Here is a 24,686-nt window from a genome sequence, read left to right as displayed (position 1 = left end):
TACAAAACAGCACCGCCAGCATTGCTGGCGGTGTGGAATCAGGCAGTCAGACGGTTCGCGTCTTGCGCGATGACCAGCTCTTCGTTGGTTGGGATAACCAGAGCCGGGCGGGTGCCTTCTTTGTTGATGAAGCCAGACTTGCCGAAACGGGCAGCCAGGTTACGTTCGTGATCAACATCGAAGCCCAGAACGCCCAGTTTGCCCAGGGACAGTTCACGAACCATTGCCGCGTTCTCACCGATACCACCGGTGAAGATAACCGCATCCAGACGACCATCCATCAGTGCAGTGTAAGAACCGATGTATTTCGCCAGACGGTGGCAGTAAACGTCCATTGCACGTTTAGCGTCAGCTTTGGTGGTGTAGTTGTCTTCAACGTAACGGCAGTCGCTGGTGACTTCGGTCAGACCCAGCAGGCCAGACTCTTTGGTCAGCATTTTGTTGATTGCATCAACGCTCATGCCCAGGGTGTCGTGCAGGTGGAAGATGATCGCCGGGTCGATGTCACCGGAACGTGTACCCATCACCAGACCTTCCAGCGGGGTCAGACCCATAGAAGTATCAACACACTCGCCGTTGCGGATAGCAGAAACAGAACCACCGTTGCCCAGGTGGCAAGTGATGATGTTCAGCTCTTCAACAGGTTTGTTCAGAATCTTGGCCGCTTCCTGAGTAACATAGAAGTGGCTGGTGCCGTGTGCGCCGTAACGACGAACGCCGTGCTCTTTGTACAGGCTGTACGGCAGGGCATAGAGGTAAGACTCTTCTGGCATGGTCTGATGGAACGCGGTGTCGAAGACAGCGACGTTTTTGTCTTTCAGATTCGGGAAGGATTTCAGCGCTTCCGCGATGCCGATCAGGTGTGCAGGGTTGTGCAGCGGTGCAAAAGAGGCTGCGTCTTTGATACCCTGAATAACGGAATCGTCGATCACTACAGAGCCGGTGTACTTCTCGCCGCCGTGAACAACACGGTGGCCGATCGCAGTCAGCTGAGCAGACAGTTCTGGTTTTTGTGCCAGAATAGTGTTAACGATAAAGTTCAGCGCTTCACTGTGAGCGGCGCCTGCACCTAAAGCCGCTTCTTGTTTGCTGCCGTCCATTTTCCATTTCAGACGTGCTTCAGGAAGATGGAAACATTCGGCCAAACCAGAGAGGTACTCTTCACCGTTGAGCGCATCGATGATGGCGAATTTCAGTGAGGAGCTACCGCAGTTCAGAACCAGTACTAACTTACTCGACATGGAAGTACCTATTATTGATACGTGGCTAAAAAAACGTCAGTGAGTCTCGTAGCGTAGCGCAAGATGACCCAGACATTTATGATTAACATCATGCCAAACGAACTTTCTGGCATGATGAAAGAAATCCATATGATTTTATGCCATTTTGAACGATTTTCAGACAATGGCATAATATGCGATAATTTGACGAGTTAACGATTCTCGTCTAAGGCCCAATCAGGCTGGCACAGAATACCCGATACTGGGTAGCGATGACAAAATATTTTGAACGTTGTCATGGCTTGTTGTGGATTTGCACGAAAATTTTAATTTTTATATGTGAAGTTGAGGTACAGCCATGTCGACACCTGAGAACCCCTCCGTGAGCTTCTTGAGTCTGTTTCGTCGGGGCCAGCATTACGCAAAGACGTGGCCCCTGGAGAAGCGCCTTGCGCCGGTGTTTGTAGATAACCGCGTTATCCGCATCACCCGCTATGCGATCCGTTTTATGCCGCCGATTGCCGTCTTTACCTTGTGCTGGCAAATCGCGCTGGGTGGTCAGCTTGGCCCGGCAGTGGCAACCGCGCTGTTTGCGCTCAGTCTCCCGATGCAGGGATTGTGGTGGTTGGGTAAACGTTCTGTCACGCCGCTGCCACCTACTATTTTACACTGGTTTTATGAAGTGCGCGGGAAACTTCAGGAAGCAGGTCAGGCGCTGGCCCCGGTTGAAGGCAAACCGGATTATCAGGCGCTGGCGGATACGCTCAAGCGGGCTTTCAAGCAACTTGATAAAACATTCCTTGATGACTTGTGATTGATCATCGAAACGGTCACGAAAAGAAGGCACAGTAACCACCAGTTACCGTGTCTTTTTTTTAGTGCAACGCGCAACAGGAGTCGAAAGATGGAAATGACCAACGCTCAACGTCTGATTTTGTCCAATCAGTACAAGATGATGACTATGCTTGATCCCGACAACGCGGAGCGCTATCGCCGCCTGCAGACTATCGTTGAACGTGGCTTCGGCTTGCAGATGCGCGAGCTGGACCGCGAGTTTGGCGAACTGAAGGAAGAGACGTGCCGCACCGTCATCGACATTATGGAGATGTACCACGCGCTGCATGTTTCCTGGACCAATCTGAAAGATGCTCAAACCATTGATGAGCGTCGCGTAACGTTCCTCGGTTTTGACGTGGCGACCGAATCGCGTTACCTGAGCTATGTTCGTTTCATGGTCAACACCGAAGGGCGTTACACCCATTTTGATGCCGGAACCCATGGCTTCAATTCCCAGACGCCGATGTGGGAAAAATATCAGCGTATGTTAAGCGCGTGGCACGCCTGCCCGCGTCAGTACCATTTAAGCAGTAACGAAATTCAGCAAATTATCAATGCCTGAGGGGGTAAGTGTGCAGTGTAAAGGTTTTCTGTTTGATCTGGACGGTACGCTGGTGGATTCGCTGCCGGTAGTCGAGCGCTCGTGGTGCCATTGGGCCGACAGGCATGGCATTGACCATCAGGACGTATTGAATTTCATCCATGGCAAACAGGCCATTACCTCTTTACGTCACTTCTTGCCAGGACGAACCGAAGAAGAGATTCAGGCGGAGTTCAAGTATCTGGAGCAGATCGAAGCAACAGATGTTGAAGGGATTGTCGCCTTGCCGGGCGCGCTTGAGCTGCTCAATCATCTTGAAGAAGCGCAGATCCCCTGGGCTATCGTGACCTCAGGTTCGATTCCCGTCGCCCACGCCCGCCATAAGGCTGCTGGTCTGCCGACGCCTGAAGTGTTCGTCACCGCCGAACGCGTGAAGCGCGGGAAGCCGGAACCGGACGCCTTCTTATTAGGCGCGGAATTGCTGGGCATCCATCCGGCCGAGTGCGTCGTGGTAGAGGATGCCGCCGCCGGTGTGCTGGCCGGGCTGAACGCCGGTAGCCATGTGGTTGCCGTGAATGTGCCCGCCGGTTCGCCCCGGCTCGACGAGGTCGACTTTGTGCTCACGTCGCTTGCCGCGCTGTCCGTTCACAAGGGCGCAGACGGAAATGTTACCGTCTCCTTAAAAATGTAATCCCATGATTTGGCCCCACATTGTTGGGGCCTTTTTATGGCAAAATTCCACTCCCTTTCCCTGACAAGGACATGTTGTGAACGGTGAACTGATTTGGGTGCTCAGCCTGCTTGCTATCGCCATCATTCTCTTTGCAACCGGCAAAGTGCGCATGGACGCCGTCGCTTTACTGGTTATCGTCGCGTTTGTTCTGAGCGGCACCTTAACGCTCCCGGAAGCCTTCTCAGGTTTTAGCGATCCCAACGTTATTTTGATTGCCGCGCTGTTTATCATCGGTGACGGACTGGTGCGCACCGGCGTCGCCACGGTGATGGGGGCCTGGCTGGTGAAAGTGGCGGGCAGCAGCGAAACCAAAATGCTCATCTACCTGATGCTGACTGTCGCCGGACTGGGCGCCTTTATGAGCTCCACCGGCGTTGTTGCAATCTTTATTCCGGTGGTGTTAAGCGTCTCCATGCGCATGCAGACCTCACCGTCGCGACTGATGATGCCGCTGAGTTTTGCCGGGCTGATTAGCGGCATGATGACTCTGGTCGCCACGCCGCCGAACCTGGTGGTTAACAGTGAACTGCTGCGCGAAGGCTATGCCGGGTTCAGTTTCTTCAGCGTGACGCCGATTGGCCTGGTGGTGCTGGTGCTCGGGGTGATTTATATGCTCCTGACCCGTTTTGCCCTCAAGGGCGATAACCAGCATAAACATCGCGATGGCTGGCGCAGACGTACCTTTCGCGATCTGATCAAAGAGTATCGTCTTACCGGTCGGGCGCGTCGTCTGGCGATTCGCCCCGGTTCGCCGCTGATTGGTCAGCGTCTTGACGATCTCAAGCTGCGCGAGCGCTACGGTGCGAATATCATCGGGGTCGAGCGCTGGCGCCGGTTCCGTCGCGTGATTGTAAATGTGAACGGGGTGTCTGAGTTTCGCGCCCGCGACGTTCTGCTGATTGATATGTCGACGGCAGATGTCGATTTACGCGAGTTCTGCACCGAGCAACTGCTGGAGCCAATGGTGCTTCGCGGTGAGTATTTCTCCGACCAGGCGCTGGACGTGGGGATGGCGGAAGTCTCTCTTATCCCCGAATCGGAATTGCTGGGTAAAACTGTCCGTGAGATCGGGTTTCGAACCCGCTACGGGCTGAATGTGGTTGGCCTGAAACGCGACGGGGTGGCGATGGAAGGGGCGGTAGTGGATGAGCCGCTGCAGCTGGGCGATATCTTCCTGGTGGTCGGCAACTGGAAACTGATCAGCCAGCTTGGGCAAAAAGGGCGTGATTTTGTGGTGCTCAATATGCCCATCGAAGAGAGCGACGCGTCACCGGCCCACAGCCAGGCACCGCATGCCATTTTCTGTCTGGTGCTGATGGTCGCATTGATGCTCACGGACGAAATTCCGAATCCGATCGCGGCCATTATTGCCTGTCTGCTGATGGGGAAATTCCGCTGCATCGATGCGGAAAGTGCCTATAAAGCCATTCACTGGCCGAGCATTATTCTGATCGTCGGGATGATGCCGTTTGCGCTGGCGCTGCAAAAAACGGGTGGCGTCGATCTGGTAGTGAAAGGGCTGATGGACGTCGGCGGGGGATACGGCCCGTACATGATGCTGATTTGCCTGTTCGTCATGTGCGCGACCATTGGGCTGTTTATCTCCAATACCGCGACGGCGGTGCTGATGGCGCCGATTGCGCTGGCGATGGCTAAATCGATGGGGGTGTCGCCGTATCCGTTTGCGATGATGGTCGCAATGGCCGCGTCGGCGGCGTTTATGACGCCCGTTTCGTCACCGGTGAATACCCTAGTGCTGGGGCCGGGAAACTATAAATTCAGCGATTTCGTGAAGCTCGGCGTGCCGTTCACTATCCTGGTAATGCTGGTGTGCGTGGTGTTGATTCCGGTGCTGTTCCCGTTCTGACCTGTTTGCGCCGGGCGGCGGCTTCGCCTGACCCGGCTGCATTTGTGTATCAGCTGTACCCCTGGCAAAGGCTTACAGCGGTGAATCCTGACTGATTTCATCCAGCGACAGATGGAAGCTCGGCACGAACACCTCCATGAAATAATCCATCTCTTCGCTGCGACGCGATTCGAGGGTTTTTTCCAGCCGCGTTTTCGCCAGTAAAAACTCATTATTACCGGCGGAGAGTTCTTCCAGACATTTGAGATAGGCGCACAGGGCATCCGCCTGTTTCACCAGCAATCTTTCCTCTTCCGTGCACTGGTGTTCGTCGATAAGCGGCGCAAAAATATCCCGCAGCTCTTCAGGCACCATATCCACCAGTTTCTGCTGGGCGATCTTCTCGATGGCCTTATATTCCTGCGCAATCTGCGAGTTGAAATATTTAACCGGTGTCGGTAAATCCCCGGTCAGGACTTCGGAGGCGTCGTGATACATCGCCAGCAGCGCGATACGCTCAGGATTCACCTGCCCGTTGAATTTACGGTTTTTGATAGCGGCCAGCGCGTGCGCGACCATGGCGACCTGCAAACTGTGTTCAGACACGTTCTCTGTGCGCACGTTGCGCATCAGCGGCCAGCGGTTGATTAACTTCAGGCGGGAGAGATGGGCAAAAAAATGACTCTGACTCATAGATAACCTTTGGTCTTGCACTGCGACAGATTTCATTGTGCGGCGAGGGGAGGCAAGATGCAAATCAGGCTGCCCGTGGCAGCCTGATGGAGGTTTACTGATGATAACCGGAGAGGAAGCGTCCGAACCGGCTGATCGCCATTTCGAGGTCGTCTTCGCGCGGCAGGGTGACGATACGGACGTGGTCCGGCCACGGCCAGTTAAACGCGGTTCCCTGCACCAGCAGCACTTTTTCCTGCAACAGGAAGTCGAGCACCATTTTCTGGTCGTCGTGAATATTGAAACGTTTAATATCGATTTTCGGGAACATATACAGCGCGCCGTTCGGCTTCACGCAGGAGACGCCAGGAATATCGTTAATCAACTCCCACGCCCGGTTACGCTGCTCATACAGACGCCCGCCGGGTACGATAAATTCGCTGATGCTCTGATAACCGCCGAGCGCGGTCTGAATGGCGTGTTGCGCCGGAACGTTAGCACACAGGCGCATCGAGGCGAGCATTTCCAGCCCTTCGATATAGCCTTTGGCGTGTTTTTTCGGGCCGTTCAGAACCATCCAGCCCTGACGGAAACCGGCAACGCGGTAGGTTTTCGACAGGCCGTTAAAAGTGACGGTCAGCAGATCCGGAGCCAGCGTAGCAATAGAGTGGTGTTGCGCCGCATCGTACAGAATCTTGTCGTAAATCTCATCGGCAAAGATAATCAGGTTGTGCTGACGGGCGATCTCAACGATCTCCATCAACAGCTCTTTGGAATAGACGGCACCCGTTGGGTTGTTCGGGTTGATAATCACAATACCGCGCGTGCGCGGGGTGATTTTGGCGCGGATATCGTCGAGATCCGGGAACCAGTCGGACGATTCATCGCACAAATAGTGCACCGCTTTGCCGCTGGAAAGGGAAACGGCCGCTGTCCACAGCGGATAGTCCGGCGCAGGCACCAGCATTTCATCGCCGCTGTTAAGCAAAGCCTGCATCGCCTGGACGATCAGTTCAGAAACGCCGTTACCAATATAGATATCTTCAACGGTGACATCGCGCATCCCACGGGCCTGATAGTGCTGCATGATGGCCTTACGGGCGGAGTAGAGTCCTTTAGAATCACAGTAGCCTTGCGCCGTCGGCAGGTTACGGATCACATCAACGAGGATTTCATCCGGCGCGTCAAAGCCAAAGGGCGCGGGGTTACCTATGTTGAGTTTCAGGACTTTGTTGCCTTCCTCTTCAAGGCGCTTAGCCTCTTTAAGAACCGGACCGCGGATGTCGTAACAGACGTTATCTAATTTGCTGGATTTTTCGATAGGGGACATGAATCGTTGACCTTTTAGCTGTTATTGCCACTCCCTGCCGTGGAAGTCAGCACGGAACAATGTACTCCCACCGCGCTGCGTTTTGAAGGGTGTACAGAAGAAGATTTTGCCGGGATGTGAAAATAAGAGGTAATCTTTTTAGCTGTCAGAAGGGGGATTTGGTCGTGTAAAGCGTTGCGTTGAGAGGCGTGTGCAGTCTATTATCTCGCACCAGGTGGTTTTTAATGTATTTTACCCTGCCAAAAACCGCTGTGCGACAGAGAAACGATGAGATCGCAATGATTTCTCCTGGTGACCTTTCGTAAAACCGGAATGCTTCTTAATATCTTTGGTGAATGATGGATTCTGCCAGAGGTTACGCGTGTGAAAATATTGTTAAGCAATATTAATGGATAAACCTAATCTACATTAATGTTTATTTATTAATGATGCCTAAATCTTAACTTTCGTTAATTTTAATAAAATTAGTTTAGCCGTTAATCAACATGGATTAATCAGTAATGGTGTAATAATACTTATAAATAAAGTGGATTTGGGTTAAGATGTTGTCTCAGGAAAAGAGAGGAATGTTTACATTACTGTGTATTTTGCCTCGATTTTTCTGAATTAGTTGATTGTTATTGTTAGAATTATCTCTACTATACTGGATAGGCAACACCTTTACTGCTGTGCCCGTGTTGCGAGTAAAAGAGTGATGATGAGTAAGTTCTTTAATGGAATTTACTGAAATCAGCAAAATCTAAAAATATCCTGAACATTTAAGAGAATAAAAATATCGTCATGGAACGTTGTTTCTGACTTCTGCTATACACCAGCCAATAACTATCTGTCAGGTAGTCTGCCGGTCGGCAGCTCCGCACGAGCAACTTGTAAGTGAATAGATATGATAAATGCAAATCGTCCGATACTAAATCTCGATCTCGATCTGCTGAGAACGTTTGTTGCGGTCGCTGATCTCAACACCTTTGCAGCCGCTGCTGCCGCTGTCTGCCGTACGCAATCGGCGGTCAGCCAACAGATGCAGCGACTGGAGCAACTGGTGGGCAAAGAACTCTTTGCACGCCACGGTCGTAATAAACTGTTAACTGAGCACGGGATCCAGTTACTGGGTTACGCCAGGAAGATTTTACGCTTCAATGATGAAGCATGTATGTCATTAATGTTTAGCAATCTTCAGGGCGTTTTAACGTTAGGCGCTTCTGATGAATCTGCTGATACGATATTGCCGTTTTTACTTAATCGGATCAGTTCGGTTTATCCGAAGCTTGCGCTGGATGTCAGTGTAAAACGAAATGCCTTCATGATTGATATGCTTAAAGACCATGAAGTTGATCTGGTTGTTACCACGCATTGTCCTGGACAATTTGATTGTCTGACATTGCGAACGTCTCCAACGCACTGGTATTGCGCGGCAGAATATGTGCTGCAAAAAGGCGAGCCTATTCCGCTGGTATTGCTGGACGATCCTAGTCCGTTCCGCGATATGGTGTTGTCGGCTCTGAATGAAGCGAATATTCCGTGGCGTTTAGCGTACGTGGCTTCCACATTACCTGCAGTGCGTGCCGCCGTTAAAGCCGGCCTTGGTGTGACCGCTCGCCCTGTTGAGATGATGAGCCCGGATTTACGCGTCTTAGGTAAATCTAATGGTTTACCTGCGCTGCCGGACACGGAATATCTGCTTTGCCATAACTCATCCAGCAACAACGAGCTGGCAAAAATCGTGTTTGAAGCGATGGTGAACTACCACAACCCATGGCAATTCGAGAATGTTACTCCCGAAGGGGGGGGCGATTCCCTGGTGGTTGAAGGGGATTTTGAGTGATCCCGATCCGATAATTGTCGTAACAATTTGTAAGTGTAAAAAAGAACCACTCGTGCGGTATTTCCGCGGAGTGGTTTTTTTTTGACAACAATAGCGCCATACTCTTTGAGGTTATTGTAAATAAGTCTTAATTATCATCGCGATGTATGGTTATGCTCGATTTTTGAACGTTATGCGTTTTGTTATCTTCTCTGCGGCACTGATGTTAAAAAACCAGCAAAAATGTTGCCGTTTTTTTGATTGGATTAACAAAAGCGTGTCTCAGATCAAGAAAATACTCCCATTTGGGGGGAGGAATCAGCAGCAAATCCTGTCAAAATAGGAGGGTAATATTTCTTTTACTTCAAAACGGACACGATTCAACAGCATGCAGTTGACGTAAAGTCATCGACCCACCAGGGTTAAAGGGCATGAAATGTTAATGAGAATCGATCCATGTGATTTAATGTGAAGAAACCTTTGTTAAAGTTGACAAAAGGTTATAGAAAGGAGTAAAAAACCACATCATTTTGCTGTCTATGTCTCATTTCTGACAGTCGGTGTAAGGTTATTTGTTCCTCCCCATGAATCGATGTGATGTCCATCTGCCAGCAAGAGCAGAGCTGTAGATATCACTTTTGATGAGTAAGCAATGAGTATGTCAACATCCACAGAAGTCGTCGCTCATCACTGGGCATTCGCAATCTTTCTTATTGTTGCCATTGGCCTGTGCTGCCTGATGTTAATCGGCGGCTGGTTCCTGGGCGGTCGCGCCCGCGCAAGGCACAAAAACACCCCATTTGAATCGGGTATCGATTCGGTAGGTACTGCTCGCTTACGCCTGTCCGCCAAGTTCTATCTGGTGGCCATGTTCTTCGTCATTTTCGACGTTGAAGCGCTCTACCTGTTCGCATGGTCAACGTCAATCCGCGAAAGTGGATGGACTGGCTTTGTCGAAGCCGCAATTTTCATTTTAGTGCTACTGGCCGGTCTGGTGTACCTGGTGCGCATCGGCGCGCTGGACTGGACACCTGTGCGTTCACGCCGTGAACTGGTTAATCCGGAAAACAGTAACTCTAATCGTCAGCAGTAACAGCGAGGCAATAAGATGGATTATACGCTCACCCGCATAGATCCTAACGGTGAGAATGACCGTTACCCCCTGCAAAAACAGGAGATCGTAACCGACCCCCTGGAGCAAGAAGTCAACAAAAGCGTGTACATGGGCAAGCTCGAACATGCCATGCACGATATGGTCAACTGGGGTCGTAAGAACTCCATCTGGCCATATAACTTTGGTCTTTCTTGCTGCTACGTTGAAATGGTGACGTCATTCACTGCGGTGCATGACGTTGCGCGTTTTGGTGCCGAGGTACTGCGTGCTTCCCCTCGTCAGGCTGACCTGATGGTGGTGGCCGGAACCTGCTTCACCAAAATGGCGCCAGTCATTCAGCGTCTTTATGACCAGATGCTCGAGCCGAAGTGGGTTATCTCCATGGGTGCCTGTGCAAACTCGGGTGGTATGTACGACATTTATTCCGTTGTGCAAGGCGTCGATAAGTTTATCCCGGTGGATGTTTACATCCCTGGCTGCCCGCCGCGTCCGGAAGCTTACATGCAGGCGCTGATGCTGCTGCAGGAGTCGATCGGTAAAGAACGCCGTCCGCTTTCCTGGGTCGTGGGCGACCAGGGTGTGTACCGCGCCAATATGCAGTCTGAGCGCGAGCGTAAACGCGGAGAACGTATTGCAGTCACCAATCTGCGTACGCCTGACGAAATTTAATTTGCGCCTGTGGGCCTGGGGCAAACCTTCGCATATCACTATACAAATAGCGCGAAGCCAGGCTTAACAGTCACCACGGACCATTTGCAATGGTGAACAATATGACCGACTTAACCGCGCAAGATGCCGCATGGCAAACCCGGGATCATCTCGATGACCCGGTCATTGGCGAACTGCGCAACCGTTTTGGGCCGGATGCCTTTACTGTTCAGGCCACCCGCACCGGGGTACCCGTTGTTTGGGTGAAGCGTGAGCAATTGCTGGAAGCAGTTGATTTCTTAAAGAAATTACCTAAACCTTACGTCATGCTGTTTGACTTACACGGCATGGATGAGCGTCTTCGCACCCACCGTCACGGTTTACCCGCGGCGGATTTTTCCGTTTTCTACCACCTGATCTCAATAGACCGCAACCGGGATATCATGCTTAAGGTGGCATTGTCTGAAAACGACATGCATCTGCCGACGCTCACCAAACTTTTCCCTAACGCCAACTGGTATGAGCGTGAAACCTGGGAAATGTTCGGCATGACCTTCGATGGCCACCCGCACCTGACGCGCATCATGATGCCGCAGACCTGGACCGGCCACCCGCTGCGTAAAGACTATCCGGCGCGCGCCACCGAATTCGATCCGTTTGAGCTGACCAAAGCCAAGCAGGATCTGGAGATGGAAGCGCTGACTTTCAAGCCGGAAGACTGGGGCATGAAGCGCGGTACCGACAACGAGGATTTCATGTTCCTCAACCTCGGTCCAAACCACCCGTCTGCGCACGGTGCGTTCCGTATTATTCTTCAGCTTGACGGCGAAGAGATTGTCGACTGCGTGCCTGATGTCGGTTACCACCACCGTGGTGCTGAGAAGATGGGCGAGCGTCAGTCCTGGCACAGCTACATTCCGTACACCGACCGTATCGAGTACCTCGGCGGCTGCGTGAACGAAATGCCTTATGTGCTGGCCGTTGAGAAACTGGCGGGTATCACCGTACCGGATCGCGTTAACGTTATCCGCGTGATGCTGTCAGAACTGTTCCGTATCAACAGTCACCTGCTCTACATCTCCACGTTCATTCAGGACGTCGGGGCGATGACGCCGGTGTTCTTCGCGTTTACCGACCGTCAGAAAATCTACGATCTGGTTGAAGCAATTACGGGTTTCCGTATGCACCCGGCCTGGTTCCGTATCGGCGGCGTGGCACACGATCTGCCGCGCGGATGGGATCGTCTGCTGCGCGAATTCCTCGACTGGATGCCGAAGCGTCTGGCCTCTTACGAGAAAGCCGCGCTGCGTAACACCATCCTGATTGGCCGTTCCAAAGGCGTGGCCGCTTACGGCGCGAAAGAAGCGCTGGAGTGGGGCACCACCGGTGCTGGCCTGCGTGCGACGGGTATTGATTTCGACGTGCGTAAAGCCCGTCCATACTCTGGCTACGAAAACTTCGACTTCGAAGTCCCGGTTGGCGGCGGTGTATCCGACTGCTACACCCGCGTGATGCTGAAAGTAGAAGAGCTGCGCCAGAGTCTGCGCATTCTTGAGCAGTGCCTCAACAACATGCCGGAAGGCCCGTTCAAAGCGGATCACCCGCTGACAACGCCGCCACCGAAAGAGCGCACGCTGCAACATATCGAAACCCTGATCACTCACTTCCTGCAGGTTTCCTGGGGCCCGGTCATGCCGGCCAACGAATCCTTCCAGATGATTGAAGCGACCAAGGGTATTAACAGTTACTACCTGACCAGTGACGGCAGCACCATGAGCTATCGTACGCGTATCCGTACGCCGAGCTATGCGCACCTGCAGCAGATCCCGTCCGCCATTCGCGGCAGTCTGGTCTCCGACCTGATTGTGTATCTGGGTAGTATCGATTTTGTTATGTCAGATGTGGACCGCTAATTATGCACGAGAATCAACAACCACAAACCGAGGCTTTTGAGCTGAGTGCGGCAGAACGTGCGGCAATTGAGCACGAGATGCACCACTACGAAGACCCGCGTGCGGCATCCATTGAAGCGCTGAAAATCGTCCAGAAACAGCGTGGTTGGGTACCCGATGGCGCGATCTATGCGATCGCCGACGTGCTGGGTATCCCGGCAAGCGACGTGGAAGGGGTGGCAACATTCTACAGCCAGATCTTCCGCCAGCCGGTGGGCCGTCACGTTATTCGCTATTGCGACAGCGTCGTTTGCCATATCACCGGTTATCAGGGCATCCAGGCTGCACTCGAGAAGAAACTCGATATCAAGCCAGGACAGACGACCTTTGACGGTCGTTTCACGCTGCTGCCAACCTGCTGCCTGGGTAACTGCGACAAGGGGCCGAGCATGATGATTGATGAGGACACTCACAGCCATCTGACGCCGGAAGCAATTCCTGACCTGCTGGAGCGGTACAAATGAAAACAGTCATTCGCACTGCTGAAACCCATCCGCTGACCTGGCGTCTGCGCGATGACAAACAGCCGGTTTGGCTCGAAGAATACCAGAGCAAAAACGGTTACGAAGGGGCGCGTAAAGCGCTCTCAGGCATGGCTCCAGATGAGATCGTTAACGCGGTTAAAGATTCCGGCCTGAAAGGGCGCGGCGGTGCAGGTTTCTCCACCGGTCTTAAGTGGAGCCTGATGCCGAAAGACGAATCCATGAACATCCGTTACCTGCTGTGTAACGCCGATGAAATGGAGCCAGGCACCTATAAAGACCGCCTGCTGATGGAGCAGCTGCCGCACCTGCTGGTGGAAGGCATGCTGATCTCCGCGTTCGCCCTGAAAGCCTATCGTGGTTACATCTTCCTGCGCGGCGAATACATCGAAGCGGCAGAGCACCTGCGCCGCGCGATTGCAGAAGCGACCGAAGCGGGCCTGCTGGGCAAAAACATTCTCGGCACCGGTTTTGATTTTGAGCTGTTCGTGCACACGGGCGCAGGGCGTTATATCTGTGGTGAAGAGACCGCACTGATTAACTCCCTCGAAGGCCGCCGCGCAAACCCACGCTCCAAGCCGCCATTCCCGGCAAGTTCCGGCGTCTGGGGTAAACCGACCTGTGTCAACAACGTCGAAACCCTGTGTAACGTACCGGCTATTCTCGCTAACGGCGTGGAGTGGTATCAGAACATTTCGACCAGCAAAGACGCGGGCACCAAGCTGATGGGCTTCTCCGGCCGCGTCAAAAACCCTGGTCTTTGGGAGCTGCCGTTCGGTACTACCGCACGCGAAATCCTCGAAGACTATGCGGGCGGGATGCGCGATGGCCTGAAATTTAAAGCCTGGCAACCGGGTGGGGCAGGGACCGACTTCCTGACCGAAGCCCACCTCGACCTGCCAATGGAATTTGAAAGCATTGGTAAAGCAGGCAGCCGTCTGGGTACGGCGCTGGCGATGGCCGTTGACCATGAAATTGGCATGGTGTCGCTGGTGCGTAACCTGGAAGAGTTCTTCGCGCGCGAATCCTGCGGCTGGTGTACGCCATGCCGTGATGGTTTGCCATGGAGCGTGAAAATTCTGCGCGCTATCGAGCGCGGCGAAGGCCAGCCGGGCGATATCGAGACACTTGAGCAACTGTGTCGATTCCTCGGTCCGGGCAAAACCTTCTGTGCCCACGCACCAGGTGCCGTTGAGCCATTGCAGAGCGCGATTAAATATTTCCGCGACGAATTCGAAGCAGGCATCAAGCAGCAGTTCAGCAATACCCATTTGATTAATGGTATTCAGCCGAACCTGCTGAAAGCGCGCTGGTAGCGATACTGAATTTTGATTAACGCTCAGTTTCTGACTGAGCCAACTGGAAGCATGCTAATGGCTACGATTCATGTAGACGGCAAAGAATACGAGGTCAACGGGGCCGACAACCTGCTAGAAGCTTGTCTGTCTCTCGGCCTTGATATTCCGTATTTTTGCTGGCATCCGGCGCTGGGCAGCGTCGGTGCTTGCCGCCAGTGTGCGGTGAAGCAATATCAGAACGCGGAAGACACGCGTGGGCGCCTGGTGATGTCCTGTATGACACCAGCGACCGAAGGCACCTTTATTTCGATTGAAGACGAAGAAGCGAAACAGTTCCGCGAGAGCGTCGTGGAATGGTTGATGACCAACCACCCGCACGACTGTCCTGTCTGTGAAGAGGGCGGTAACTGCCATCTTCAGGATATGACCGTGATGACCGGTCATAGCTTCCGTCGCTATCGCTTTACTAAACGTACCCACCGTAATCAGGATCTGGGGCCGTTCATCTCTCACGAAATGAACCGCTGCATCGCCTGCTACCGCTGCGTGCGTTACTACAAAGATTACGCAGACGGTCAGGATCTGGGCGTGTATGGCGCACATGACAACGTCTACTTTGGTCGTCCGGAAGACGGTACGCTTGAAAGCGAATTCTCCGGTAACCTGGTAGAAATCTGCCCGACCGGCGTCTTTACCGACAAAACGCACTCCGAGCGTTACAACCGTAAGTGGGACATGCAGTTTGCGCCAAGCATCTGCCAGCAGTGTTCTCTTGGCTGTAACACCAGCCCAGGCGAGCGCTATGGTGAACTGCGTCGTATCGAAAACCGTTACAACGGTACCGTAAACCACTACTTCCTCTGCGACCGTGGTCGTTTCGGCTATGGCTATGTGAACCTGAAAGACCGTCCGCGTCAGCCGGTTCAGCGCCGTGGCGATGACCTGATCACCCTCAACGCTGAACAAGCGATGCAGGGCGCGGCAGATATTCTGCGCCAGTCGAAGAAAGTGATCGGTATCGGCTCCCCGCGCGCCAGCGTCGAAAGCAACTTTGCGCTGCGTGAGCTGGTGGGTGCGGATAACTTCTACACCGGTATCGCCAACGGCGAGCAGGAACGTCTGCAGCTGGTGCTGAAAGTGCTGCGTGAAGGCGGTATTCGTACCCCGGCGCTGCGCGAAATCGAATCCTACGACGCGGTGCTGGTGCTGGGCGAAGATCTGACTCAGACCGGTGCGCGCGTTGCGCTGGCTGTTCGTCAGGCGGTGAAAGGTAAAGCACGTGAAATGGCAGCGGCCCAGAAAGTGGCTGACTGGCAGATTGCGGCAATCCTGAACATCGGCCAGCGTGCCAAACATCCGCTGTTTGTGACGAACGTCGACAACACGCGTCTGGACGACATCGCGGCGTGGACCTATCGCGCACCGGTGGAAGATCAGGCGCGCCTCGGTTTTGCTATTGCTCACGCGCTGGATAACAGTGCTCCGGCCGTTGAAGGCCTGGATCGTGACCTGCAAAACAAGATCGACGTGATCGTTCAGGCTCTGGCCGGTGCGAAAAAACCACTGATTATTTCCGGCACCAACGCCGGCAGCCCTGATGTGATTCAGGCGGCGGCAAACGTAGCTAAAGCGCTGAAAGGGCGTGGGGCAGACGTGGGTGTGACCATGATTGCGCGCGCAGTGAACAGCGTCGGTCTGGGACTGATTGGCGGCGGTTCTCTGGAAGCGGCGTTAAGCGAACTCGAATCGGGTGCGGCTGACGGCGTTATCGTGCTTGAGAACGACTTGCATCGTCATGCTTCTGCGGCTCGCGTGGATGCAGCTCTGTCTAAAGCGCCGTTGGTGATGGTCATCGACCATCAGCGCACCGCGATTATGGACAAAGCGCACCTCGTGCTCTCTGCGGCAAGCTTCGCCGAAAGTGACGGTACGGTTATCAACAACGAAGGTCGCGCACAGCGTTTCTTCCAGGTTTATGACCCGTCTTATTACGACAGCAACACCGTAATGCTGGAAAGCTGGCGCTGGCTGCACTCGCTGCACAGCACCGTGGAAAATCGTCAGGTGGACTGGACGCAGCTCGATGATGTGATCGATGCCGTGGTCGCAAAACTGCCGCAGCTGGCGGGCATTAAAGAAGCCGCGCCGGACGCGAGCTTCCGCATTCGCGGCCAGAAACTGGCCCGTGAACCGCACCGTTACAGTGGTCGTACCGCGATGCGCGCGAATATCAGCGTGCACGAACCGCGTCAGCCGCAGGATAAAGACACGATGTTCGCCTTCTCCATGGAAGGGAACAACCAGCCGTCTGCACCGCGCTCTCAGGTTCCGTTCGCATGGGCACCAGGCTGGAACTCCCCACAGGCATGGAACAAGTTCCAGGCGGAAGTGGGTGGCTCTCTGCGCCACGGTGACCCAGGTGTTCGTCTGATCGAAGCGAGCGAAACGGGTCTGGAGTACTTCACGACCGTTCCGGCGAGTTTCGAAGCGCAGGAAGGCAACTGGCGTATCGCGCCGTACTACCATCTGTTTGGTAGTGACGAGATGTCCCAGCGCTCTCCGGTATTCCAGACGCGCATGCCGCAGCCTTACATCAAGCTCAATCCGGCGGATGCCGCGAAGCTTGGCGTCAACGCGGGCAGCCAGGTCTCCTTTAGCTATGAAGGCCAGACCATCAGTCTGCCGCTGGTTATCGCCGAAGGTCTGACAGCAGGGCAGGTGGGTCTGCCGATGGGTCTGCCGGGCATCGCTCCGGTACTGGCGGGCGCGCGTCTTGATAATCTGCAGGAGGCACAAGCATGAGTTGGTTAACGCCGGATCTCATCGAAATTCTGTTAAGCATTCTCAAGGCGGTGGTCATTCTGCTGGTGGTTGTCACCTGCGGCGCGTTCATGAGCTTTGGTGAACGTCGTCTGCTCGGCCTGTTCCAGAACCGTTACGGACCGAACCGCGTGGGCTGGGGTGGTTCACTCCAGCTGGTCGCGGACATGATCAAGATGTTCTTTAAAGAAGACTGGATCCCGAAATTCTCGGATCGCGTCATCTTTACTCTGGCACCGATGATCGCCTTTACCTCACTGCTGCTGGCCTTTGCTATCGTTCCGGTCAGTCCGACTTGGGTGGTTGCTGACCTGAACATCGGGATCCTGTTCTTCCTGATGATGGCGGGTCTTGCGGTGTACGCGGTGCTGTTTGCGGGCTGGTCCAGTAACAATAAATACTCGCTGCTCGGTGCGATGCGTGCGTCTGCGCAAACCCTGAGCTACGAAGTGTTCCTGGGTCTTTCCCTGATGGGCGTAGTGGCGCAGGCCGGTTCATTCAACATGACCGACATCGTCAACAACCAGGCCGACATCTGGAACGTTATTCCGCAGTTCTTTGGTTTTGTCACCTTTGCTATCGCGGGCGTGGCGGTGTGTCACCGTCACCCGTTTGACCAGCCAGAAGCCGAGCAGGAACTGGCCGACGGTTATCACATTGAATATTCCGGTATGAAATTCGGTCTGTTCTTCGTGGGCGAGTACATCGGTATCGTCACCATTTCTGCGTTGATGGTAACGCTGTTCTTTGGTGGCTGGCATGGCCCGTTCTTACCGCCGTTCATCTGGTTCGCGCTGAAAACCGCGTTCTTCATGATGATGTTCATTTTGATTCGCGCCTCATTACCGCGTCCGCGTTATGACCAGGTAATGTCCTTCGGCTGGAAAGTGTGCCTGCCGCTGACGCTAGTCAACTTGTTGGTAACGGCAGCTGTCATTCTCTGGCAGCAGCCATAAGGGGCAATAGACCATGACCTTAAAAGAATTAATGGTAGGTTTCGGCACCCAGGTACGCAGTATCTGGATGATCGGCCTGCACGCGTTTGCAAAACGCGAAACCCAGATGTATCCGGAAGAGCCGGTCTATCTGCCGCCGCGCTACCGTGGCCGTATCGTGCTGACCCGCGATCCGGACGGCGAAGAGCGCTGCGTTGCCTGTAACCTGTGTGCGGTAGCCTGCCCGGTTGGCTGTATCTCTTTGCAGAAAGCAGAGACCAAAGACGGCCGCTGGTACCCTGAGTTCTTCCGCATTAACTTCTCACGCTGCATCTTCTGCGGTCTGTGTGAAGAAGCGTGCCCAACCACGGCGATTCAGCTGACTCCAGATTTCGAACTGGGTGAGTACAAGCGTCAGGACCTGGTGTACGAGAAAGAGGATCTGCTGATTTCCGGTCCGGGCAAATACCCGGAATATAACTTCTACCGGATGGCGGGTATGGCAATCGACGGCAAAGATAAGGGCGAAGCAGAGAACGAAGCTAAGCCTATCGACGTCAAGAGCCTGTTACCGTAAGGAGAGGTCAATGGAATTCGCTTTTTATATCTGTGGCCTTATCGCCATCCTGGCCACGCTGCGAGTGATTACGCACACCAATCCGGTGCATGCGTTGCTTTACTTAATCATTTCGCTTCTGGCTATTTCCGGCGTGTTCTTCGCGCTGGGCGCCCACTTTGCGGGTGCGCTGGAGATCATCGTCTACGCCGGGGCCATTATGGTTCTGTTCGTGTTCGTCGTCATGATGCTTAACCTGGGCGGCTCTGAAATTGAACAAGAGCGTCAGTGGTTGAAACCGCAGGTATGGATTGGCCCGGCGATTCTGTCGGCCATCATGCTGGCAGTGATCGTTTACGCGATTCTCGGCGTGAACGATCAGGGTATTGACGGTACGCCGATCAGCGCAAAAGCGGTTGGTATCACGCTCTTCGGTCCGTACGTACTGGCCGTTGAACTGGCGTCGATGCTGCTGCTGGCGGGTCTGGTTGTTGCCTTCCACGTTGGCCGCGAAGATCGTGCGGGCGAAGTGCTGAGCAACCGTGCGAATGACAGCGCGAAAAGAAAAACGGAGGAGCGCGCATGATCCCCTTAACACATGGACTGATCCTCGCCGCGATTTTGTTCGTTCTGGGCTTAACCGGTCTGGTTATCCGACGCAATCTGCTTTTTATGCTGATCGGTTTGGAAATCATGATCAACGCTTCCGCGCTGGCCTTTGTGGTCGCCGGTAGCTACTGGGGCCAGACCGATGGTCAGGTGATGTACATTCTCGCCATCAGCCTTGCGGCTGCCGAAGCGAGTATTGGCCTGGCGCTGTTGCTGCAGCTCCATCGTCGCCGCCAGAACCTGAACATCGATTCAGTAAGTGAGTTGCGTGGATGAACATGCTTGCCTTAACCATTATTTTCCCGTTGATCGGCTTTGTGCTGCTGGCTTTCTCCCGCGGTCGCTGGTCGGAAAATCTGTCTGCCACCGTGGGCATTGGCTCTATCGGCCTGGCTGCGCTGGTCACCGCTTACGCGGGTATCGACTTCTTTAACAACGGCAAGCAGGCGTTCAGCCTGCCGCTGTGGACCTGGATGTCGGTCGGCGATTTCAACATCGGTTTCAGCCTGGTACTGGATGGTCTCTCCCTGACCATGCTCTCCGTGGTCACCGGCGTTGGTTTCCTGATCCACATGTTCGCCTCCTGGTATATGCGCGGTGAAGAGGGTTACTCCCGCTTCTTCGCCTACACCAACCTGTTTATCGCCAGCATGGTTGTTCTGGTGCTGGGTGATAACCTGCTGCTGATGTATCTCGGCTGGGAAGGCGTGGGTCTCTGTTCTTACCTGCTGATCGGTTTCTACTACACCGATCCGAAGAATGGCGCAGCGGCCATGAAAGCGTTCGTCGTGACCCGTGTGGGTGACGTGTTCCTCGCTTTCGCGCTGTTCATTCTTTACAACGAACTGGGCACGCTGAACTTCCGCGAAATGGTGGAACTGGCGCCAGCGCACTTCGAAGCAGGCAACAACATGCTGACGTGGGCAACGCTGATGCTGCTGGGTGGTGCTGTGGGTAAATCCGCGCAGCTGCCGTTGCAGACCTGGCTTGCGGACGCGATGGCAGGCCCAACGCCTGTCTCCGCGCTGATCCACGCCGCGACCATGGTGACCGCTGGTGTCTATCTGATTGCACGTACGCATGGCCTGTTCCTGATGACGCCGGAAATTCTGCACCTTGTCGGTATTGTCGGTGCGGTAACTCTGGTGCTGGCGGGCTTTGCCGCGCTGGTTCAGACAGACATCAAACGTGTTCTCGCTTACTCCACCATGAGCCAGATTGGTTACATGTTCCTGGCGCTGGGCGTGCAGGCATGGGACGCAGCGATCTTCCACCTGATGACGCACGCGTTCTTTAAAGCGCTGCTGTTCCTCTCGTCCGGCTCCGTCATTCTGGCGTGCCATCACGAGCAGAACATCTTCAAGATGGGCGGTCTGCGCAAATCGATTCCGCTGGTGTATGTCTGCTTCCTGGTGGGCGGCGCGGCGCTGTCGGCACTGCCGATCATCACTGCGGGCTTCTTCAGTAAGGACGAAATCCTTGCGGGCGCCATGGCAAATGGTCATATCAATCTGATGGTGGCAGGTCTGGTCGGTGCGTTCATGACCTCCCTGTATACCTTCCGTATGATTTTCATCGTCTTCCACGGTAAAGAACAAATTCACGCTCACGCAGGGAAGGGGATTACTCACCACCTGCCGCTGCTGGTTCTGCTGGTGCTCTCTACCTTCGTTGGCGCGATGATTGTGCCACCGTTGCAGGGCGTACTGCCGGATACCACCGAGCTTGAGCACGGTCGCGTTCTGACGCTTGAAATCACCTCCGGTGTGGTCGCTATCGCAGGCATCCTGATTGCTGCATGGCTGTGGCTGGGCAAACGTACTCTGGTGACGGCTGTTGCTAACAGTGCGCCAGGCCGTCTGCTGGGCACCTGGTGGTACAACGCGTGGGGCTTCGACTGGCTGTACGACATGATCTTCGTTAAGCCGTTCCTGGGCGTTGCATGGTTGCTGAAACGCGATCCGATGAACTCCATGATGAACATCCCGGCAGTGCTGTCCCGCTTTGCAGGTAAAGGCCTGCTGTTGAGCGAGAACGGCTATCTGCGCTGGTATGTGGCATCCATGAGCATTGGTGCGGTCGTCGTGCTGGCGCTGCTGATGGTGTTGCGTTGATCTGAGATTGGGTTTGCCCGGTGGTTCAAGCCGGGCCTACAAGAGCGTAGGTCGGATAAGCGTGAGTGCCACCCGACATAACAAACCCAATCCGAAGTGAATGTTCCGTGAGAATTCGTTGAAAATCGGCCCCGGCTGGGGCCTTAAAAAGGAATAAAAATCGCCATGTTACTACCCTGGCTAATATTAATTCCCTTCATTGGTGGGTTCCTGTGCTGGCAGACCGAACGCTTTGGCGTGAAGATGCCGCGCTGGATTGCGCTGATCACCATGGGATTGACGCTCGCGCTTGGTCTGCAACTGTGGTTGCAGGGCGGCTATTCTCTGACCCAGTCTGCGGGTATTCCGCAGTGGCAGTCTGAATTTATCCTGCCGTGGATACCGCGCTTTGGTATCACAATCCACCTCGCCATCGACGGTCTGTCGCTGCTGATGGTGGTGCTGACTGGTTTGCTCGGCGTTCTGGCGGTGCTCTGTTCCTGGAACGAGATTCAAAAATACCAGGGCTTCTTCCACCTGAACCTGATGTGGATCCTGGGCGGCGTTATCGGCGTGTTCCTTGCCATCGACATGTTCCTGTTCTTCTTCTTCTGGGAGATGATGCTGGTGCCGATGTACTTCCTGATCGCGCTGTGGGGCCATAAGGCATCCGACGGTAAAACGCGTATCACGGCGGCCACCAAGTTCTTCATCTACACCCAGGCGAGTGGTCTGGTGATGTTGATTGCTATCCTGGCGCTGGTGTTCGTGCACTACAACGCGACCGGTGTCTGGACCTTCAACTATCAGGACCTGCTGAAAACGCCAATGTCTCACGGCGTTGAATATCTGCTGATGCTGGGCTTCTTCATTGCGTTTGCGGTGAAAATGCCGGTGGTTCCGTTGCACGGCTGGCTGCCAGACGCGCACTCCCAGGCACCGACGGCGGGTTCCGTTGACCTGGCGGGGATCTTGCTGAAAACCGCGGCCTACGGTCTGCTGCGCTTTGCGCTGCCACTGTTCCCGAACGCCTCCGCTGAGTTTGCACCGATTGCGATGTGGCTCGGTGTGATTGGTATCTTCTACGGCGCATGGATGGCTTTCACGCAGTACGACATCAAACGTCTTATCGCGTACACCTCCGTTTCCCACATGGGCTTCGTGCTGATTGCCATCTACACCGGCAGCCAGCTGGCGTACCAGGGGGCGGTGATTCAGATGATTGCACACGGTCTGTCTGCGGCGGGTCTCTTCATCCTCTGTGGTCAGCTGTACGAACGTCTGCATACCCGTGACATGCGCATGATGGGCGGTCTGTGGAGCAAAATTAAGTGGTTGCCAGCCCTGTCGATGTTCTTCGCAGTGGCGACGCTGGGTATGCCGGGTACCGGTAACTTTGTCGGCGAATTCATGATTCTGTTCGGCAGCTTTAAAGTGGTTCCGGTCATTACGGTTATCTCCACTTTCGGCCTGGTCTTCGCGTCCGTTTACTCGCTGGCGATGCTGCATCGCGCTTACTTCGGTAAAGCGAAGAGCCAAATCGCGGCGCAAGAACTGCCGGGAATGTCGCTGCGCGAACTGTTCATCGTTCTGCTGCTGGTCGTACTGCTGGTGCTGCTGGGCTTCTATCCGCAGCCGATTCTGGATACCTCGCATTCCGCGATGGGTAACATCCAGCAGTGGTTTGTTAATTCTGCTTCTAATACAAGGCTGTAAATCGCCATGACAATAACTCCACAACAACTGATCGCGCTGCTACCGCTGCTGATCGTCGGATTGACGGTGGTGGTTGTGATGCTCTCCATTGCGTGGCGACGCAATCACTTCCTGAATGCCACACTGTCGGTTTTAGGTCTGAACGCTGCGTTAGTCTCCCTCTGGTTTGTTGGCCAGGCGGGCGCAATGGATGTCACCCCGCTGATGCGCGTTGACGGTTTTGCGATGCTGTACACCGGGCTGGTCCTGCTGGCGAGCCTGGCGACCTGTACCTTTGCCTACCCATGGCTCGAAGGCTACAACGACAACAAAGAAGAGTTTTACCTGCTGGTTCTGATTGCCGCCCTCGGCGGGATCCTGCTGGCGAACGCGAACCATCTCGCGGCCCTGTTCCTCGGTATTGAGTTGATCTCACTGCCGCTGTTCGGCCTGATTGGTTATGCGTTCCGTCAGAAGCGCTCTCTGGAAGCGAGTATCAAGTATACGATTCTGTCTGCTGCCGCCTCGTCTTTCCTGCTGTTTGGTATGGCGCTGCTGTACGCACAGTCCGGTAACCTGTCGTTCGTGGCGCTCGGTAAGAGCCTCGGCGACAACATGCTGCACGAACCGCTGCTGCTGGCGGGTCTGGGCATGATGATTGTCGGTCTTGGCTTTAAACTCTCTCTGGTTCCGTTCCACCTGTGGACGCCAGACGTGTATCAGGGCGCTCCGGCTCCTGTCTCCACCTTCCTGGCGACAGCGAGTAAAATCGCGATCTTCGGCGTGGTGATGCGTCTGTTCCTGTACGCTCCAGTGGGTGACAGCGAAGCGGTGCGCGTGGTGCTTGGCATTATCGCCTTCGCCTCCATCATCTTCGGTAACCTGATGGCGCTGAGCCAGACCAACATCAAGCGTCTGCTTGGTTACTCGTCTATCTCCCACCTGGGTTATCTGCTGGTGGCGCTGATTGCCCTGCAGAGCGGCTCCATGTCGATGGAAACCGTCGGTGTTTACCTTGCCGGTTACCTGTTCAGCAGCCTCGGTGCGTTCGGCGTCGTGAGTCTGATGTCCAGCCCGTACCGTGGTCCGGATGCCGATTCACTGTTCTCCTACCGTGGTCTGTTCTGGCACCGTCCGATTCTGTCTGCGGTAATGACGGTGATGATGCTGTCTCTGGCGGGTATCCCGATGACGCTGGGCTTTATCGGTAAGTTCTACGTGCTGGCCGTCGGTGTACAGTCTGGCCTGTGGTGGCTGACGGCTGCGGTGGTTATCGGCTCCGCAATCGGTCTGTACTACTACCTGCGTGTGGCGGTGAGCCTATATCTGTCGGCGCCACAGCAGCTGAACCGCGATGCACCGACCAACTGGCAGTACAGCGCCGGCGGTATTGTGGTGCTGATCTCCGCGCTGCTGGTACTGATCTTCGGTATCTATCCGCAGCCGCTGATCACCCTGGTGCAGCATGCGATGCCGCTGATGTAATGGTCTCAGACATAAAAAA

The 24,686-nt window shown here is 54.5% G+C and carries 21 protein-coding genes; 18 read left to right on the top strand and 3 right to left on the bottom strand.

Features of this window, described 5'->3' with window-relative positions; translation table 11 throughout:
• Window positions 1-38: 38 nt before the first annotated feature.
• Window positions 39-1,241: an acetate kinase gene (gene ackA, locus ETG88_RS12800; protein ID WP_100779444.1), complete on the bottom strand. Its 1,203-nt coding sequence runs from the start codon at window positions 1,239-1,241 to the stop codon at window positions 39-41.
• 337 nt (window positions 1,242-1,578) lie between these two features.
• On the opposite strand from ackA, the gene yfbV reads away from it, so the two are divergent.
• The 4 genes from yfbV (at window position 1,579) to ETG88_RS12780 (ending at window position 5,198) form a co-directional block, all read left to right on the top strand.
• A complete protein-coding gene (gene yfbV, locus ETG88_RS12795) occupies window positions 1,579-2,034 on the top strand; it encodes a terminus macrodomain insulation protein YfbV (RefSeq protein ID WP_100779445.1) in 456 nt (151 codons plus the stop codon).
• Window positions 2,035-2,124: 90 nt separating this feature from the next.
• Window positions 2,125-2,619, top strand: coding sequence for a YfbU family protein (locus ETG88_RS12790; protein ID WP_095282756.1), 495 nt, complete (start codon window positions 2,125-2,127; stop codon window positions 2,617-2,619).
• A 10-nt stretch (window positions 2,620-2,629) separates the two neighbouring features.
• Entirely contained in the window at window positions 2,630-3,289 is a 660-nt protein-coding gene (locus ETG88_RS12785) for a sugar phosphatase (RefSeq protein ID WP_100780843.1), read from the top strand.
• Window positions 3,290-3,365: 76 nt separating this feature from the next.
• Window positions 3,366-5,198: an SLC13 family permease gene (locus ETG88_RS12780; RefSeq protein WP_102104906.1), complete on the top strand. Its 1,833-nt coding sequence runs from the start codon at window positions 3,366-3,368 to the stop codon at window positions 5,196-5,198.
• A 72-nt stretch (window positions 5,199-5,270) separates the two neighbouring features.
• On the opposite strand, the gene yfbR is transcribed toward ETG88_RS12780, so the two are convergent.
• On the bottom strand, window positions 5,271-5,870 hold the full coding sequence (gene yfbR / locus ETG88_RS12775) for a 5'-deoxynucleotidase (protein ID WP_102104905.1): 600 nt from the start codon (window positions 5,868-5,870) through the stop codon (window positions 5,271-5,273).
• A 94-nt stretch (window positions 5,871-5,964) separates the two neighbouring features.
• A complete protein-coding gene (gene alaA, locus ETG88_RS12770) occupies window positions 5,965-7,179 on the bottom strand; it encodes an alanine transaminase AlaA (RefSeq protein WP_100779448.1) in 1,215 nt (404 codons plus the stop codon).
• Window positions 7,180-8,062: 883 nt separating this feature from the next.
• On the opposite strand from alaA, the gene lrhA reads away from it, so the two are divergent.
• The 14 genes from lrhA to nuoN all read left to right on the top strand — a co-directional run bounded on the left by lrhA (window position 8,063) and on the right by nuoN (window position 24,667).
• Entirely contained in the window at window positions 8,063-9,001 is a 939-nt protein-coding gene (lrhA, locus tag ETG88_RS12765) for a transcriptional regulator LrhA (RefSeq protein ID WP_100779449.1), read from the top strand.
• Window positions 9,002-9,632: 631 nt separating this feature from the next.
• Window positions 9,633-10,073: an NADH-quinone oxidoreductase subunit NuoA gene (gene nuoA / locus ETG88_RS12760; protein ID WP_102104904.1), complete on the top strand. Its 441-nt coding sequence runs from the start codon at window positions 9,633-9,635 to the stop codon at window positions 10,071-10,073.
• A 15-nt stretch (window positions 10,074-10,088) separates the two neighbouring features.
• Entirely contained in the window at window positions 10,089-10,763 is a 675-nt protein-coding gene (nuoB, locus tag ETG88_RS12755) for an NADH-quinone oxidoreductase subunit NuoB (RefSeq protein ID WP_003861482.1), read from the top strand.
• 89 nt (window positions 10,764-10,852) lie between these two features.
• Window positions 10,853-12,655 (top strand): NADH-quinone oxidoreductase subunit C/D, encoded by a 1,803-nt coding sequence (gene nuoC, locus ETG88_RS12750; RefSeq protein ID WP_100779451.1) that lies wholly within the window; start codon window positions 10,853-10,855, stop codon window positions 12,653-12,655.
• 2 nt (window positions 12,656-12,657) lie between these two features.
• Window positions 12,658-13,158 (top strand): NADH-quinone oxidoreductase subunit NuoE, encoded by a 501-nt coding sequence (gene nuoE / locus ETG88_RS12745; protein WP_095282749.1) that lies wholly within the window; start codon window positions 12,658-12,660, stop codon window positions 13,156-13,158.
• A complete protein-coding gene (gene nuoF / locus ETG88_RS12740; protein WP_100779452.1) occupies window positions 13,155-14,492 on the top strand; it encodes an NADH-quinone oxidoreductase subunit NuoF in 1,338 nt (445 codons plus the stop codon). The genes nuoE and nuoF overlap by 4 nt, the downstream gene beginning before the upstream one ends.
• A 57-nt stretch (window positions 14,493-14,549) precedes the next feature.
• On the top strand, window positions 14,550-17,276 hold the full coding sequence (gene nuoG / locus ETG88_RS12735) for an NADH-quinone oxidoreductase subunit NuoG (RefSeq protein WP_123427200.1): 2,727 nt from the start codon (window positions 14,550-14,552) through the stop codon (window positions 17,274-17,276).
• Entirely contained in the window at window positions 17,273-18,250 is a 978-nt protein-coding gene (gene nuoH / locus ETG88_RS12730) for an NADH-quinone oxidoreductase subunit NuoH (RefSeq protein WP_095282746.1), read from the top strand. Before nuoG ends, nuoH begins: the two co-directional genes overlap by 4 nt.
• Before the next feature lie 13 nt (window positions 18,251-18,263).
• A complete protein-coding gene (gene nuoI / locus ETG88_RS12725; protein WP_129035524.1) occupies window positions 18,264-18,806 on the top strand; it encodes an NADH-quinone oxidoreductase subunit NuoI in 543 nt (180 codons plus the stop codon).
• A 10-nt stretch (window positions 18,807-18,816) separates the two neighbouring features.
• Window positions 18,817-19,371 (top strand): NADH-quinone oxidoreductase subunit J, encoded by a 555-nt coding sequence (gene nuoJ, locus ETG88_RS12720; protein WP_100779454.1) that lies wholly within the window; start codon window positions 18,817-18,819, stop codon window positions 19,369-19,371.
• Complete coding sequence (gene nuoK, locus ETG88_RS12715; RefSeq protein ID WP_003861496.1) at window positions 19,368-19,670, top strand: NADH-quinone oxidoreductase subunit NuoK; 303 nt, start codon at window positions 19,368-19,370, stop codon at window positions 19,668-19,670. The genes nuoJ and nuoK overlap by 4 nt, the downstream gene beginning before the upstream one ends.
• A complete protein-coding gene (gene nuoL, locus ETG88_RS12710; RefSeq protein ID WP_123427202.1) occupies window positions 19,667-21,508 on the top strand; it encodes an NADH-quinone oxidoreductase subunit L in 1,842 nt (613 codons plus the stop codon). The genes nuoK and nuoL overlap by 4 nt, the downstream gene beginning before the upstream one ends.
• Window positions 21,509-21,673: 165 nt before the next feature.
• The gene (gene nuoM / locus ETG88_RS12705) at window positions 21,674-23,203 is read left to right on the top strand and encodes an NADH-quinone oxidoreductase subunit M (protein ID WP_100779456.1); all 1,530 of its coding nucleotides are present in this window, start codon (window positions 21,674-21,676) and stop codon (window positions 23,201-23,203) included.
• 6 nt (window positions 23,204-23,209) lie between these two features.
• The gene (gene nuoN, locus ETG88_RS12700; RefSeq protein WP_100779457.1) at window positions 23,210-24,667 is read left to right on the top strand and encodes an NADH-quinone oxidoreductase subunit NuoN; all 1,458 of its coding nucleotides are present in this window, start codon (window positions 23,210-23,212) and stop codon (window positions 24,665-24,667) included.
• Window positions 24,668-24,686: the final 19 nt, after the last annotated feature.

Source organism: Lelliottia nimipressuralis (genome assembly GCF_004115925.1).
GTDB lineage: Bacteria > Pseudomonadota > Gammaproteobacteria > Enterobacterales > Enterobacteriaceae > Enterobacter > Enterobacter nimipressuralis.
This window is presented reverse-complemented; position numbering and strand designations above follow the sequence as displayed.